The sequence below is a fragment of the Marinobacter gudaonensis genome (assembly GCF_900115175.1).
Classification (GTDB): Bacteria; Pseudomonadota; Gammaproteobacteria; order Pseudomonadales; family Oleiphilaceae; genus Marinobacter; species Marinobacter gudaonensis.
Genome location: NZ_FOYV01000001.1, coordinates 2,720,674 through 2,734,379, shown reverse-complemented (window position 1 = coordinate 2,734,379; position 13,706 = coordinate 2,720,674). Strand labels below are relative to the sequence as shown.

Genomic DNA, 13,706 nt, shown 5'->3' with positions numbered 1-13,706 from the left:
GCTTTGCCAATAAAGCAGCAAAGGTACAGCGGCTTACTGTTGCAGGCAAGCGGCCTCGCCCCGCTTGTTCAGGAATTGCACAAGGTCGGTCCATGGCATGGGGCGGGCGTAGTAATAGCCCTGAATTTCATCGCAGTGCTGCTGCCGGAGAAACTCGAGCTGGCCCTCGGTTTCCACGCCCTCGGCCACCACGCTGATCTGCAGGCTATGAGCCAGGCTGATGATGGCCCGGATGATGTGTTCGGCGTCGGCGGTCTGGCCCAGGGCCTGGACAAAGGACTTGTCGATCTTCACCAGCGAAATCGGCAGGTGTTGCAGATTGCTCAGGGAGGAGAAACCGGTGCCGAAGTCGTCCAGCGCAAAGCTGATGCCCAGTTGGTTGAGTTCCCGGAGGCATCGCTGGGCGTACTCCGGATCGTGCATCATGGCGCTTTCGGTCAACTCCAGCTCGAGCAGACTGGTATCGACGTTGGCATTGAAGATGATCCGGAAAATGGTCTCGGTCATCTTCCGGTCATGGAACTGGCGAAATGACAGGTTGACCGCAAACACCAGGCCGGGAAAGCCAAGCTCGGCGGATTCCTGCAGCCGCTTGCAGGCCTGTTCGATAACCCAGTAACCAATCGGCACAATCAGTCCGCTGCGCTCTGCGACCGGAATGAATTCATCCGGGCCCACCAGCCCACGCTCGGGATGATTCCAGCGCAGCAAACACTCCACGCCCCGGACCTCCTCGGTGGCCAGGTCAATCCGCGGCTGATAGTACACTTCCAGCTCCTTGCCCCGGAGCGCGTTTCGCAGATCGGCCTCGAGCCTGAGCTGATAGCCGGCGGAAATGTGCAGCTGCCTGTCGTAGAAGCGGTAACTGGTGCCCGGGTCCCGCTTGGCCTCAAACATCGCGCGGTTGGCTCGCCGCATGAGGTTTTCGGCGTTGTCGCCCGCCTCGGGGTAGGTTGCGACACCAAGGCTGGCACTTACCATCACCGTGTGCCCATCGACGGTCATCGGTTCATCCAGTGCGGAAACCACCTTGCGGATGATCTGGGTAATGTCGAGCGAGTCCTCCACCTTCTCAACGATGATGGCCAGTTCGTCACCGCCGATGCGCATCAGCGAATCCACGCGGCGCAACGCCTGCCTGAGCCGCTCGGCCAGTTTCATCATCAACTGGTCGCTTTTCTGATAGCCAAAGGATTCGTTGATACTGCGGAAGTCGTCGATGTTCAGGTGCAGCAACGCCAGCCGGTGCCCTGCCCGCTCGGCCCGTAACAGCGCCTGCTGGAGCCGGTCAAAGAAAAGATCCCGGTTGATAAAACCGGTAGCCACCTCCCGGCCCAACTGGCCGTGGGCCGATTCAGCAAGCTGCTCCCGATACCAGAGGCATTTTACGGCTCGACGGTAGGTCCAGTGGTCGAGGGTCTGGCGGCTCAGGTAGTCGGCGGCGCCGGAGGCCAAAAGCTCCGGCGCCCGACCGCCGGGAAGCTCGGCGCTCATGGCCAGCACAGGCTTTTCATTGCTGGCCACGGCAAGGTACTGCAGGAAGGCAGCCTCGGAGCCGCCGTGGAAAGTACAATCCCAGACAATGACATCAAAGCTGGCGTTGCGGATCAGATCGTCACAGTCCACGAGGTCGGGACACCAGGTTGCGTCCGCGTTGACTTCGACGTCACCCGCCAGAAGCGCATTCAGCCAGAGAAAATCAGCGTAGTCCGGAGTCAGAACCAGAAGGCGCAACTGTCCTGGCCTCATGGTTTCCAGTGGCAATGTCATCAAGCAGGATCCATTTGTGCATGAACAACCGAGTCCGTTTCTCCAATCATAGTCGATAGTTCCGCAAGGTACAGAAACGCCGGCTCGTGTAGAATAAGCCGACGCTCGTGATCTTCATTTCGTTCCACCCTGGCCGACTATTTGTGAACAAGCTCAACCCCAGACAAAGTGAAGCAGTTCGCTACGCCGACGGCCCGCTACTGGTGCTGGCCGGTGCCGGTAGCGGCAAAACCAGCGTGATCACCCGCAAGATTGCCTACCTGATCGAGCAGTTGGGCATACCCGGGCGCCACATTGCCGCGGTGACCTTTACCAACAAGGCCGCCCGGGAAATGAAAGAGCGCGTGGGCCGGATTGTCGACCGCAAACTGACGCGCGGCCTGATTGTCTCCACCTTTCACAACCTCGGCCTGAACATGATCCGGGAGGAACATGCCCACCTCGGCTATCACCCGGGCTTTTCGATCTTTGACGCCGAAGACGCCAAGGCCCTGCTGCAGGACCTGATGCTCCGGGAAGCGAGCGCCGAGGCCGGCGACGAACTCAACGACATCCAGATGACCATCTCCTCCTGGAAGAACGCCATGCGCGGGCCGGCCGAGGCCCTGAGCAAGGCCTCCGATGAGCGCGAACAGCGCATCGCCATCATCTACAAGAAGTACAACGAGTACCTGAAGGCTTACAACGCGGTGGATTTCGACGATCTGATCCTGCTGCCGGTGATGCTGTTCCGCTCGAACCCGGACGTGCTGACCAAGTGGCGCCGGAAAATCCGCTACATGCTCGTGGACGAGTACCAGGACACGAACGTGTGCCAGTACGAGCTGGTGAAACAGCTGGTGGCGGAGCGGGCGGCGTTTACCGTGGTGGGCGATGATGACCAGTCCATCTACGCCTGGCGCGGTGCAAGGCCAGAGAACCTGGCCCAGCTCAAGGAGGACTTCCCCAGCCTGAAGATTGTGAAGCTGGAGCAGAACTACCGGTCGACGGCCAGAATCCTGCGCAGTGCCAACACCGTGATCGCCAACAACCCCCACGTGTTCGAGAAGGCGCTGTGGAGTGACCACACCATCGGCGAGGAAATCCGCATTGTGCGCTGCCGCAACGAAGACGCCGAAACCGAGCGCGTGGCCACCGAAATCCTCGACCAGAAGCTGAAGAAGGGCCTGGATTTCCGGGATTTCGCGGTGCTGTACCGGGGCAACCACCAGGCCCGTCTCCTGGAGATGAAGCTGCAGGCCTACCAGATTCCTTACCGCATCTCTGGCGGCCAGTCGTTTTTCTCCAAGAACGAGATCAAGGATGCGATGTCTTACCTGCGGCTGCTCATCAACCCGGACGACGACGCCGCCTTCTTGCGGGTGGTCAATGTGCCGCGCCGGGAAATCGGCCCGCGCACGCTCGAGCAGCTGAGCCACTACGCCCGCGCCCGCAATGTCAGCCTGTTCAAGGCCCTGGGCGACATGGGGGCGGAAACCCATGTGGCGGAGAAAGGCCTGGACCGGCTGCGCCGCTTTGCCCACTGGGTGGATGCCACCTGCGAGCGCCTGCATACAGAAGACCCGGTACCGGTGATCAAGCAGCTGTTCACCGACATTGAATACGAGGAGTGGCTACACCAGCACTCGGGCACGCCCAAGCAGGCGGAGCGCCGGATGGAGAACATCTGGTACCTGGTGGAATCGATCCAGCGCATGCTGGATGACGGCAAAGGCACCGCCGATGAGCTGGGCATCGAGGATGCCATCACCAAGCTCATCCTGCGGGACATGATGGAGCAGCGCGAAGAAGAGGACGACAGTGACAAGGTGCAGTTGCTTACCCTGCACGCCTCCAAGGGCCTGGAATTTCCCCATGTGTTCATCATGGGCCTGGAAGAGGAAATCCTGCCCCACCGAAGCAGCATCGAGGAAGGCAACATCGAGGAAGAGCGGCGACTGATGTACGTGGGCATCACCCGGGCACGGGAGACCCTCACGCTCACCTATGCCGCCACCCGCAAACAGTACGGCGAGAAGCTGGAAACCATCCCCAGCCGGTTTCTGGACGAACTGCCGGAAGAAGACCTGAAGTGGGAAGGCCTGGGCGATCTGGACGCCGAAGCCAACCAGAAAAAGGGCAAGGCCACACTGAGCGCATTGCTGGGTGACCTCGGGCTCTGATTTCACTTTTTTTCACAAAGCCTGAAACTTTCAGGCCCCCTGATCCGTTCCTGCTGGAGGGATGCTTCATCCCTCTTCAACAACAACAAGATCAGGAGGACTCCATGTCCAGTTTTTCCCATCGATTTTGTCAGTTCACCGGTTCACTCCTGCTGCTTTCCGCCGGGGTCTCGCCAGCCAGCGCAGATCTTCTGGGAGGGCTTGTCGGAAGCTCAACCGACGAAGCAACCACTCAGGCCGATCAGACCAGCGACCGGCCCCTCGGCTTCTTCAGCGAGCCGTTCGCCGAACCCACCATCATTGTTGACGGACAGACCGTGGAAACGGATGAAAAGTGCCTTACCCGCGCAGACGGCTCGGTTGAGTGCAAGCCGGCGGCCGGCACCATGGCCCTGCTCAGGGACGGCCGGCTGCTCTACCTGAACGCCCTCGAAGGCACCGAAAACGTGGAGCTTTCCATCGTCGCCGAGTTCGGTGAAGTCTCGGTAAACGACCAGACCCGGGTGCTGGCGCTGGATGCCAACGACAGCCCGTCCTGGCTCAAACCATCACCGCTGGATGCCGGCGCCAACCCGGACGGCAATGACAGCGAAACCCTTCTCGGCGGAACCGAACTGGACGGACTGCTGGATACCGCTGACAACACCAGCAAGAACGACGGCGCCCTGTTCTGCTCCGACGTGGTTGGTCTCGCCAACGGCGATGTGATGGCGGTGGGCGGCACCGATTACTATTCCGAGCCGGGGATCGACGGCCTGCCGCTTGGCGTTGCCGAGCTGGAGGGCATCAAGAATTCCCGGATTTTTGACGAGGCAACCAACACCTGGCGCCAGAGTGGCGACATGACCTACGGTCGCTGGTATCCCTCCCTGGTTACCCTCGGCAACGGCGATGTCTTCGTTGCCAGCGGCGTTACCAAACTGCTGAAACCGGTCTACCCTGAAGAGCCCGTGAACAGCGGCCGAAATGTGGTACAGACCGAAACCTACGACCCCTGTGCTGGCACCTGGACGGAGAACCCGGCCACCGCCGACCGGTCTCTGCCGCTCTACCCGCGCATGCACCTGTTGCCGAACGGCCACGTGCTCTACAACGCCGGTGGTCAGGCCTTCAACCCGTTTGGCCAGGGCTACGACCAGGCCCTGTGGAATATTGTGGCCAGTTACAACCCCCGCACCCAGAGCTGGACAGACATCGGTTACGCCGGACTGCCGCTGCGGCTGGATGAAGCCGGCCTCGGTCACCTGAGCAGTACCCTGAACCTCACCAACCTTTCGCTTGACCAGCTGGGCTCCCTGCTTGGAGACGTTCTGGAATCACCCACGGACCTGCTCCAGAGCGGCGCCGAGCTCGGCGTGTCGGAGGACGAGCTGAGAAAAGCCATTGCCGGCGGTATGCGGGGCTCCACCTCGTCCACCATGCTGCCACTGAAGCCCGACGCCAACGGCGAATACCATGAAGTGGAGCTGTTGACCGCCGGAGGCGTGCCCAGCTATGCCCTGCTGACCAACCCGGGCGGTTACCTGCCCACCGACCAGAGCCGGATCGACCGCATTACCACCAACGGTGACGAGATTGGCTACGAATCGCGCCTGACCGGCCCCCTGAACCAGCCACGCTGGTATGGCACCAACGTACTCATGCCGGACGGCAGTGTGATGGTGTTCAGCGGCGGAAACCGCGATGGCGTGGTGGCACCGGGTCTGGAAGGCCCGATACGCACCGCCGAACGCTTCGATCCGGAAACCGGTACCTGGACGGAAATGGCCATGGCCAATCGTCCCCGCACCTACCACAACACGGCGGTGCTCATGGAGGATGGCCGGGTGATGATTGCCGGGCATTCGCCCATCAACACAGCCTACCTGACCTTTGTTGATCTGCAGGACTTCGGCCTGGCTCCCTACGACGGCCGGGACCCGAGCTTCGAGATCTACACGCCGCCCTACGCCTTGCGCGATGACCGGCCGGCAATCAAGCGTGCACCGCGCAACCTGACCGTTGGCGATCGTTTCAACATCACCGTTGACCAGGCTGACCAGATCGACCAGGTCCTGTTGATCCGCAGAACCGTGATGACCCATGTAATCGACGGCGACCAGCGTGCCATTGAGCTGGTTCTGGAAAAGAACGCCGGTAATACCTTGACCCTGCAGATGCCGGACAACCACAACGTAGTGCCAGCCGGGGAATACATGCTGTTCGTCAGCAAAAACACCCCCGACGGCAGGGTGCCGTCGGTTTCGGCTCCCATAACGGTGGTCAACCAGGACCTGGAGTGCATGGCGCCGACCCAGGTTGCCGGCGATACCACCACCGAAGACGGCATTATTGAATCCGCCATCGAGATTCTCTGATACAGGAGCAGACCCATGACACCACAACCTGGCCATACCGGCAGGATGCGACGGGTTCTGTTCGGGCTGGTCTCTCTGTCAGTCGCAGGACTGGTAGAGGGCCACGGCGCGCCCACCGTTGACGGCGCGCCGCCGGACATCATCGAGGCGCGCATTACCCATCAGCCGGACCTGCCCGGATTCCGGGCGATGATCCTTGAGGGTCCGCGACCCGGAATTCTGATGCATTACCAGGGCAGCGAGACTCTGACAGTCCTGGGCACGGACGGCGAGCCCTTCCTGCGGTTCACCGGCACATCGGTGATGGCCAACCCGGAGAGTCCCGGCTGGCAATCGTTGCCAAACAGGCCCGCACTAAAATCAGTCAGAGAGGCGGGTGATCGCCGCGGTAAGGACTGGGTGGCGATGTCCCGATCCGGCAGTTTTGGCTGGCTCGACCCGCGCCTCTACCCTTCGCACCGGTCTTTCAACAGCACTGAAGGGCCGCTGAACTGGTCGATCACCCTGCGAACGGCCAGCGGAGACATCGAGACCATTGCCGGAGAGCTGACGCGACGGCCACTGCCCTAGGCAGAAACCGGACGAAACATTTCCGGAAGCCATTCCTCGAACCCTGAAAACAAAAAGCCCCCGAAAATCGGGGGCTTTTACGTGCGAGTGCAGCCGGTTACTGGCTTTCTTCGACCATGTACTCAACGGCCGCCTGAATTTCTTCATCCGGGCAGTTTGCGCAACCGCCCTTGGCCGGCATGGCGTTGAAGCCGTTGATGGCATGGCTGACCAGGGTTTCCAGGCCTTTGTCGACGCGCGGAGCCCAGGCGGCGGTGTCACCAATCTTGGGCGCACCGGCCGCTCCCGTGGAGTGGCACGCCATGCAGACCGCATCGTAGACTTCGCTGCCTGAACGGGGACCCGCACTGGCGGTTTCGGTGGGCGCCGCGGCACTGCCACACTCCTCGCCCTGCAGACACACTTCCCCAACCGGCGCGATACGGGCACGGATTTCGTCTTCGACACTTGCCATTACGGCGCCGGCTGTCAGGCCCGACAGGACCAGCACAGCAGCCAGGACTCTCTTCATCATCGCAATGCACCTCGCATTTGAGCGTTATAATCGTCGGTCGCCGCATTATAGCGATTGAAACCTGGCAAAAAAACCAAACCGCAAAATCATCGGTCGGTTTTCAGCCGATTTGATTGCGATTTCGTAAGTGAAGGAGTGTTTCCAGGGCAATCCGGTTACCATGGGGTTTGCCGATTTCACACCATTCAGGAACCGTGTCATGAACCATTCGGACCCCGCGTCGCCCCATCCTTTGCGAAAGCCCCTGTTGATTGCTGAATTCTCGGCGTTGGCAATTCTGCTGGCCTCCATGGGCTGGTTCTCGAGCCAGACAAGCGACGGCCAGACCATCAGTGCCGCCTGGTTGCTGGTGCCCGCACTGGCCAGCCTGGGGGTGTTTCTCAGTTTCATCGGGCTGATGTACCTGCGCTGGGTAGCTGCTGCGGACAGCGCCAACCGCTTCAAACACAAACTGATTTTTTCTCTTCTGGCCGTGACCCTGATTGGGGTCTGGATCTACGGCGTTGCCAATACCTGGTTCAGCCTCACCGACGCCTAGGAGACCCCGACCATGAAGCGACCACCCGTGCGGGCCGGATCCGTGGGACTCCTCGCGATGGCAGTGGCTATGGCCGCCCCAGTAGTCGGCCTGGCCCAGGAAACTCCGGGCACGGCGATACACACCCCCGAGCAGTGCGCCCTGATTGAAGACGGCATTCAGCGACTCGCCTGTTTCGACAGCCTTTACCCGCCAGAGGATCGCCAGGCCGAGGCGCCCGAGCAGGTTCGTGAGGCCGTAGAACGTCGGGCCGAGCAATTGGCACCCAACGGGCGCGACCTTGAAAACACCACGAACGGGACGCCATCGGACGATCCCGACGCTGGCGTAATGGCGGCACTGATGGAACAGTACGTGGCTGCCGAAAAGGCGGTATTCTCGTTTTCCGGCAGTTTTGTGGGGCACCGGCCCACTTATATTCTGCCGGCTACCTGGGTGAAGGAGCCCAACCCCACGCCGTCCAGCCCGCGGCTCGGTACGACTGCCTACGACTACGACCTGGAGCGCGAGGAAGCGAAATACCAGATCAGTTTCAAGGTGCCTTTGCTGACCGGCCTGCTGGATGACCGGACAACCCTCTGGTTTGGCTATACCCAGACCTCGTTCTGGCAGGTCTACAACCAGGACGATTCGGCGCCTTTCCGGGAAACCAACTACGAGCCGGAAGTGTTCCTGCGCTACCAGGCCGACTGGGACGTGGGCCCCGGGCGGCTTAACGGGGTGACCATCGGTTTCAATCACCAGTCCAACGGCCAGTCCGAACCTCGCTCGCGCAGCTGGAACCGGATTGTCGGCACCGCGGCCTATAGCTATGACCGGTGGCTTTTCATGGTACAGCCCTGGTACCGGATTCCGGAAAACAGCAGTGACGATAACTCGGATATTGATCGGTACCTGGGCTACGCCAACTACCACGCGGTTTACAAGCTCACCGAAGACCGGACCTTTTCCCTGCGGCTGATGAACAACCTGCGGTCCGACAACAACAAGACGTCGGTTGAGTTCGGGTACAGCTTCCCCATGGGGGATACCGTCAAGGGATACTTCCAGTATTACAACGGCTATGGGGAGAGTCTGATTGACTATAACCACCGGATTCAGCGGTTCGGTATCGGGATTATGCTGAACGACTGGCTCTGACATGGCGCCTCGGTGCAAGACCGCTCGGCACGGTTCCCCTTCCTGAAACACGCGCCTTACGGCACATGCCTGTGACGCTTGGGCTCCGCCATCCATGGCTCCGCACAGTTTCAGGAAGGGGAACCGCGCCGACCGGCCCCGGGCTTCAGTGCTAGCCCTCTTCGTTCAGCCTCTGCATTTCAGCCAACAGTTCTTCCGTCTTCTCTTCCATCAACGGAATATTCGCCCTTGATTCAACATTCAGCCGCACAACCGGTTCGGTGTTGGACATCCGGAGGTTGAAGCGCCAGTCGTCAAATTCGATGCTCACGCCGTCCACGTGGCTGACGCTCTTGGCGCCGACGCTGTATTTGGCCTCGATCGCCGCGATAACCTTGGGCGGATTGTCGATGGTGCGGTTGATTTCACCGCTGGCCGGGTAGGCATCAATTCTTGCGTCGATCAGTGACGACAGGGTCTGGCCGGACTGGCACAGGCGTTCGGCAACCAGCAGCCAGGGAATCATGCCGCTGTCGCAGTAGGCGAAATCCCGGAAGTAATGGTGGGCACTCATTTCGCCACCGTAAACGGCGTCTTCGTCGCGCATGCGCTGCTTGATGAAGGCGTGGCCGGTTTTGCTTTCGATGGCTTGGCCACCGGCGGCCCGGACCAGGTCTATCGTGTTCCAGGTCAGCCTGGGGTCGTGGATAACCTTGCCACCACCGGTCTTGCGCAGGAACTGGTCCGCCAGCAGGCCGACAATGTAGTAGCCCTCGATGAAGCGACCGTTTTCGTCGAAGAAGAAGCAGCGGTCGTAATCGCCATCCCAGGCGATACCCATGGCGGCGCCCTGTTCGATCACCGCATCGGCCGTGGCGGTGCGGTTTTCCGAAAGGATGGGATTGGGCACACCATTGGGAAAATGACCGTCTGGCTGATGGTGCACTTTCACGAATTCAAAGGGCAGGTGCTGCTCAAGCTCGTCGATCACCAGGCCGGCACCGCCGTTACCGGCGTTGCAGACGATGGTCATGGGGCTGAGAGAGGCAGCATCAATGTAGCCCAGGAGATGATCCACGTAGGCGCTCATCACCTCCAGCGGCTCATACCGGCCCTGCTCCGGTGCATCGGCGAAGGGTTCCAATACCCGATCCCGGATATCGTTCAGGCCGTTGTCGGAACTGATGGGCCGGGATTGGGGGCCGACCATTTTCATGCCGTTGTGGTCTTTCGGGTTGTGGCTGGCCGTGACCATGATGCCACCGTCCATCTGATAGTGGCTGGTGGCGAAGTACACCTGCTCGGTACCGCACAGGCCAATGTCAAAGACATCGGCCCCGGCGGCCATCAGGCCCGAGCTCAGCGCCTCGGCAATGTCGGGGCTGGAGAGGCGGATGTCGTAACCGACAATGACTTTTCTGGCGCCGGTGATTTCGACGTAGGCGCGGCCGATTTTCTCGGCAAGAACGGGGTTGAGCTGGTCAGGCACACGACCACGCAGGTCGTATGCCTTGAAGCAGGACAGGTCCATTGTCTGGGCTTACTCCGCGGCGGACTGGAGCTGGATGTAGTTCTGGATACCCATCTGGGAAATCATTTCGAGCTGGGTTTCCAGCCAGTCGATGTGCTCTTCCTCGCTTTCGAGGATGCGGCGGAACAGCTCCCGGGACGCGTAGTCCTTCACTTCGTCGCAGTAGGCCACCGCTTCCACGTAATCGGCGTGGCCGGCCAGTTCCAGTTTCAGATCGCACTGGAGCATCTCTTCCACGTTCTCACCGATCAGCAGCTTGTTCAGATCCTGCAGGTTGGGCAGACCCTCGAGGAACAGGATGCGCTCGATCAGCTCGTCGGCGTGCTTCATCTCATCAATGGATTCTTCGTACTCTTTGTCGGCGAGCTTGGTGATACCCCAGTCCTTGTACATTCGGGAATGCAGGAAATACTGGTTGATGGCAGTCAGCTCGTTGGCAAGAGCCCGATTGAGGTACTGGATGACTTTTTTATCGCCTTTCATAACCGTTTTCCTTGTGTGTTAGCTACCTGAAATTACAAGGATAGACGGTTACGGGCAGATAAAAAACCGCGCCTGTAAAAAGGTCGCAATTGGCAATGGGGATGACTATCAGGCGGGCTGGGCCAGCAGGTTGGCGAGAGCCAGATAATCCGTGGAACGGCTCTCGCGAAGGATCTCCCGCGCGGTGCAGGCGCAGCGCCCGCATTGAGTGCCCACACCCAGCTCCTTACCCAGCTGGCGCATGGAGGACACGCCGTTTTCAGCCGCTTCGCGAATTTCCCGGTCGGTAACCCCGTGGCAAAGGCAGACGTACATAAAATTGACTCACCAACGCTGTAATAGTTAGTAAGAATTATTGTTATTCACATCTGGAATTGCAAGCCCTTTGTATCAAATTTGTGCAACGGAGTGTTTCAGTCCGTTGTCTCGTCCCTCGTCAGATTGCGTCGTCCGGCCTCCGTCACAACCACATTATCCTCGATTCGAATACCGCCACAGCCCCTGAGCTGCGCGATCAGCTCCTTATTCAGGAACCGGCCTGGCTCGCCGTCCATCAGGGGATCAAGCAGTGAGGGAATGAAGTAAAGCCCCGGTTCTATGGTCACCACCATCCCCGGCTCCAGTCTGCGGGTCAGGCGTAAAAACGGTGCGTCCGCCGGAGCGGGCGTTGGCTTGCCGGCCACATCGTGTACCTGAACACCCAGCAAATGCCCGACACCGTGGGGAAAGAAGGCCCGGGTGATACCCCGGTCAACGATGTCTTGATCGGCCATCCCGGTTACCAGCCCGGCTGACGAAAGCAGGGCTGCAATTCCCTGGTGGGCCTTGCGATGGATATCGATGTAATCGACCCCGGGGGCCACCATGTCGCAAAGCCGGGTCTGCAGTCGCTCCAGACCCTGAACCAGAGCCGCAAAGTGCGGCTCGCCGGGCCCGGCAGTGGTGCGCGTGATGTCGGAGCAATAGCCCCGGAAACGGACCCCGGCATCGATCAGCAGACTGCGGGGTTGGGCAGGTGGCCGGGTATCGTAGTACTGGTAATGCAGGGTACCGGCATGTTCATTCAGGCCAATGATACTGTGGTAGGGTGCGTCGACCTCCCGCTGGAGGGTGGCGCGCTGGTAAGCCAGACTGATACCAAACTCGCTTTCGCCTGCCAGGAAAGCCTCCCGAGTGGCGGCGTGACCCACGAGCGCCCGCCTGTTCGCCTCTGCCAGACATTCGATTTCGTAACGGGTCTTGCGCACGCGGGTTTCGTCCAGCTCCCGCAAAAGCCCTTCCGGGTTGGCATCGCCGGGCAGACCGACGACCAGGGCCGGGTCGCCAATCACCGCCAGGCTGCCGGGATCATCCAGCACCGGTGCCTCGGGCGAGGCGCTGCTACGCACCTCAATGAACTCCTGCCAGGGTTCTTCCGAAAGCGTTGGGTTTGCGTGCCAGAAGTCGACCGGCTCAAACAGCCAGAGTATCGGTTTGTGACCGACCCGAACCCAAAGCCAGCAGTGCTCGCGCCCGGCCAGTCCCGTCCAGTGCAGAAACGGCCCGAAGCCCTGAAAATGCCAGGCCTGATCATCGCCATAGCGGTAGGGCGCGGCACCGGAAGCAATCAGCAGGCTGTCGTAGCCGTGGTCTGCCAATGCCGACTCGTACCGGCTCTGCAATTCGCGCAGGTGATCGTTTTGCAGTGACAACAGCGCTTCATGAGACATAGACATCTTCCAGTGTTTTCCAGAGCGCCCGCAGATCCTCGGAGCGGGGTTCCTGCAGACGGATCAGACGGATTTCCAGGGGCACGTCCCAGCGTTCATCACCGGCACGCACCAGACTGCCGAACTGCTCGCTTTTCTCGGTCATGCGACGTGGCAACCAGCCCATTCCGAATCCCTGTTTGACCAGCGCCTTGATACTGGCGGACTGGGTATTTTCGTTCAGGGGCAGCAGATTGGCGCTCAGGCCATGACGAGCAAGATGGCCCTCAATGGCCGACTGCAGGAAACCACGCCTGTGGTACGCAATCAGCGGAACCGGCTGGTCGGGAAGGCCCGGCAAGGCAAAGCGGGGCTGGCCGTGATCATCTGCCACGCTGACCGGGACCAGTGATTCGCGCGCCAGTACCAGCCATTGGTAGGTGTCTACGGTCAGCCGTCCGCCCCAGGGCAGATCCGGGTGCCAGTAACACAGCACCAGATCGCATTCGCCACCGTCGAGGGCTTCGAGGAACTGCTCGCCCACCCAGCTGGTGGCGTTCAGATTCAGTTGCAGCCGTTCCGCAATACCCGCATCTTTCGCCCAGCCCTGGTAAAAGTGCGAAAACAGGCCCTGGGTAGAGCCAACGCTGATTCTGGCGGAGACCTCTGCTTCCAGGGCTGAAATACGATCGTGGGTGTCGCGAACATCCCGGGTAATCCGCTCGCACAGCTCACGGAATATCTCTCCCGCTGGCGTCAGCGAGAGCGGCAGTGTCTGACGGTTGACCAGCGTACTGCCCATGGACTCTTCCAGCAGCTTTATCCGGCGACTGAACGTAGGCTGACTCACGTGCTGCAATTCGGCGGCACGTGAGAAATGGCGCGTGCGGGCCAGCGCCAGAAAATCTTCCAACCAGCGTACTTCCATGGGTTTACCTGAGGAGGTGTCGTCGTATTGATGCCAGAGCAGTTGC

At 60.4% G+C, this 13,706-nt stretch carries 12 protein-coding genes; 5 read left to right on the top strand and 7 right to left on the bottom strand.

From position 1 onward, the window contains the following. Window positions 1-33: 33 nt before the first annotated feature. Complete coding sequence (locus BM344_RS12300; protein ID WP_091990243.1) at window positions 34-1,770, bottom strand: putative bifunctional diguanylate cyclase/phosphodiesterase; 1,737 nt, start codon at window positions 1,768-1,770, stop codon at window positions 34-36. 143 nt (window positions 1,771-1,913) lie between these two features. Here BM344_RS12300 and rep point away from each other — a divergent pair, with 143 nt between their 5' ends. From rep to BM344_RS12285, 3 genes are all read left to right on the top strand, one after another. Beyond that, window positions 1,914-3,932, top strand: coding sequence for a DNA helicase Rep (rep, locus tag BM344_RS12295; RefSeq protein ID WP_091991092.1), 2,019 nt, complete (start codon window positions 1,914-1,916; stop codon window positions 3,930-3,932). Between the two features lie 104 nt (window positions 3,933-4,036). Continuing rightward, window positions 4,037-6,289 (top strand): galactose oxidase-like domain-containing protein, encoded by a 2,253-nt coding sequence (locus BM344_RS12290; RefSeq protein ID WP_091990240.1) that lies wholly within the window; start codon window positions 4,037-4,039, stop codon window positions 6,287-6,289. 15 nt (window positions 6,290-6,304) lie between these two features. Next, window positions 6,305-6,859: a hypothetical protein gene (locus BM344_RS12285; RefSeq protein WP_091990238.1), complete on the top strand. Its 555-nt coding sequence runs from the start codon at window positions 6,305-6,307 to the stop codon at window positions 6,857-6,859. Window positions 6,860-6,956: 97 nt separating this feature from the next. On the opposite strand, the gene BM344_RS12280 is transcribed toward BM344_RS12285, so the two are convergent. Continuing rightward, on the bottom strand, window positions 6,957-7,370 hold the full coding sequence (locus BM344_RS12280) for a c-type cytochrome (RefSeq protein WP_091991089.1): 414 nt from the start codon (window positions 7,368-7,370) through the stop codon (window positions 6,957-6,959). A 202-nt stretch (window positions 7,371-7,572) separates the two neighbouring features. Between BM344_RS12280 and BM344_RS12275 the strand changes: the two genes are divergently transcribed. Together BM344_RS12275 and BM344_RS12270 are read left to right on the top strand one after the other, a co-directional pair. Further along, entirely contained in the window at window positions 7,573-7,911 is a 339-nt protein-coding gene (locus BM344_RS12275; protein WP_091990235.1) for a hypothetical protein, read from the top strand. Window positions 7,912-7,968: 57 nt separating this feature from the next. Beyond that, entirely contained in the window at window positions 7,969-9,051 is a 1,083-nt protein-coding gene (locus BM344_RS12270) for a phospholipase A (RefSeq protein WP_407656857.1), read from the top strand. 151 nt (window positions 9,052-9,202) lie between these two features. On the opposite strand, the gene BM344_RS12265 is transcribed toward BM344_RS12270, so the two are convergent. The 5 genes from BM344_RS12265 to BM344_RS12245 all read right to left on the bottom strand — a co-directional run bounded on the left by BM344_RS12265 (window position 9,203) and on the right by BM344_RS12245 (window position 13,660). Then, window positions 9,203-10,561, bottom strand: coding sequence for a phosphohexomutase domain-containing protein (locus BM344_RS12265; protein WP_091990229.1), 1,359 nt, complete (start codon window positions 10,559-10,561; stop codon window positions 9,203-9,205). Window positions 10,562-10,570: 9 nt separating this feature from the next. Continuing rightward, a complete protein-coding gene (bfr, locus tag BM344_RS12260) occupies window positions 10,571-11,044 on the bottom strand; it encodes a bacterioferritin (RefSeq protein ID WP_091990226.1) in 474 nt (157 codons plus the stop codon). Between the two features lie 108 nt (window positions 11,045-11,152). Then, complete coding sequence (locus BM344_RS12255; protein WP_091990224.1) at window positions 11,153-11,359, bottom strand: bacterioferritin-associated ferredoxin; 207 nt, start codon at window positions 11,357-11,359, stop codon at window positions 11,153-11,155. A gap of 98 nt (window positions 11,360-11,457) precedes the next feature. Then, a complete protein-coding gene (gene pepQ / locus BM344_RS12250; RefSeq protein ID WP_091990221.1) occupies window positions 11,458-12,753 on the bottom strand; it encodes a Xaa-Pro dipeptidase in 1,296 nt (431 codons plus the stop codon). Beyond that, window positions 12,743-13,660, bottom strand: a complete 918-nt coding sequence (locus BM344_RS12245; RefSeq protein WP_091990218.1) for a LysR family transcriptional regulator — start codon at window positions 13,658-13,660, stop codon at window positions 12,743-12,745. The genes pepQ and BM344_RS12245 overlap by 11 nt, the downstream gene beginning before the upstream one ends. Window positions 13,661-13,706 lie beyond the last annotated feature (46 nt).

Excerpts from the sequence above, each read along its gene's own strand:
- BM344_RS12270 (WP_407656857.1), top strand. The coding sequence starts at position 7,969 with ATGGCAGTGGCTATGGCCGCCCCAGTAGTCGGCCTGGCCCAGGAAACT.
- pepQ (WP_091990221.1), bottom strand. The coding sequence starts at position 12,753 with ATGTCTCATGAAGCGCTGTTGTCACTGCAAAACGATCACCTGCGCGAA.
- BM344_RS12275 (WP_091990235.1), top strand. The coding sequence starts at position 7,573 with ATGAACCATTCGGACCCCGCGTCGCCCCATCCTTTGCGAAAGCCCCTG.
- bfr (WP_091990226.1), bottom strand. The coding sequence starts at position 11,044 with ATGAAAGGCGATAAAAAAGTCATCCAGTACCTCAATCGGGCTCTTGCC.
- BM344_RS12280 (WP_091991089.1), bottom strand. The coding sequence starts at position 7,370 with ATGAAGAGAGTCCTGGCTGCTGTGCTGGTCCTGTCGGGCCTGACAGCC.
- BM344_RS12255 (WP_091990224.1), bottom strand. The coding sequence starts at position 11,359 with ATGTACGTCTGCCTTTGCCACGGGGTTACCGACCGGGAAATTCGCGAA.
- BM344_RS12285 (WP_091990238.1), top strand. The coding sequence starts at position 6,305 with ATGACACCACAACCTGGCCATACCGGCAGGATGCGACGGGTTCTGTTC.
- BM344_RS12300 (WP_091990243.1), bottom strand. The coding sequence starts at position 1,770 with ATGACATTGCCACTGGAAACCATGAGGCCAGGACAGTTGCGCCTTCTG.
- BM344_RS12245 (WP_091990218.1), bottom strand. The coding sequence starts at position 13,660 with ATGGAAGTACGCTGGTTGGAAGATTTTCTGGCGCTGGCCCGCACGCGC.
- BM344_RS12265 (WP_091990229.1), bottom strand. The coding sequence starts at position 10,561 with ATGGACCTGTCCTGCTTCAAGGCATACGACCTGCGTGGTCGTGTGCCT.
- BM344_RS12290 (WP_091990240.1), top strand. The coding sequence starts at position 4,037 with ATGTCCAGTTTTTCCCATCGATTTTGTCAGTTCACCGGTTCACTCCTG.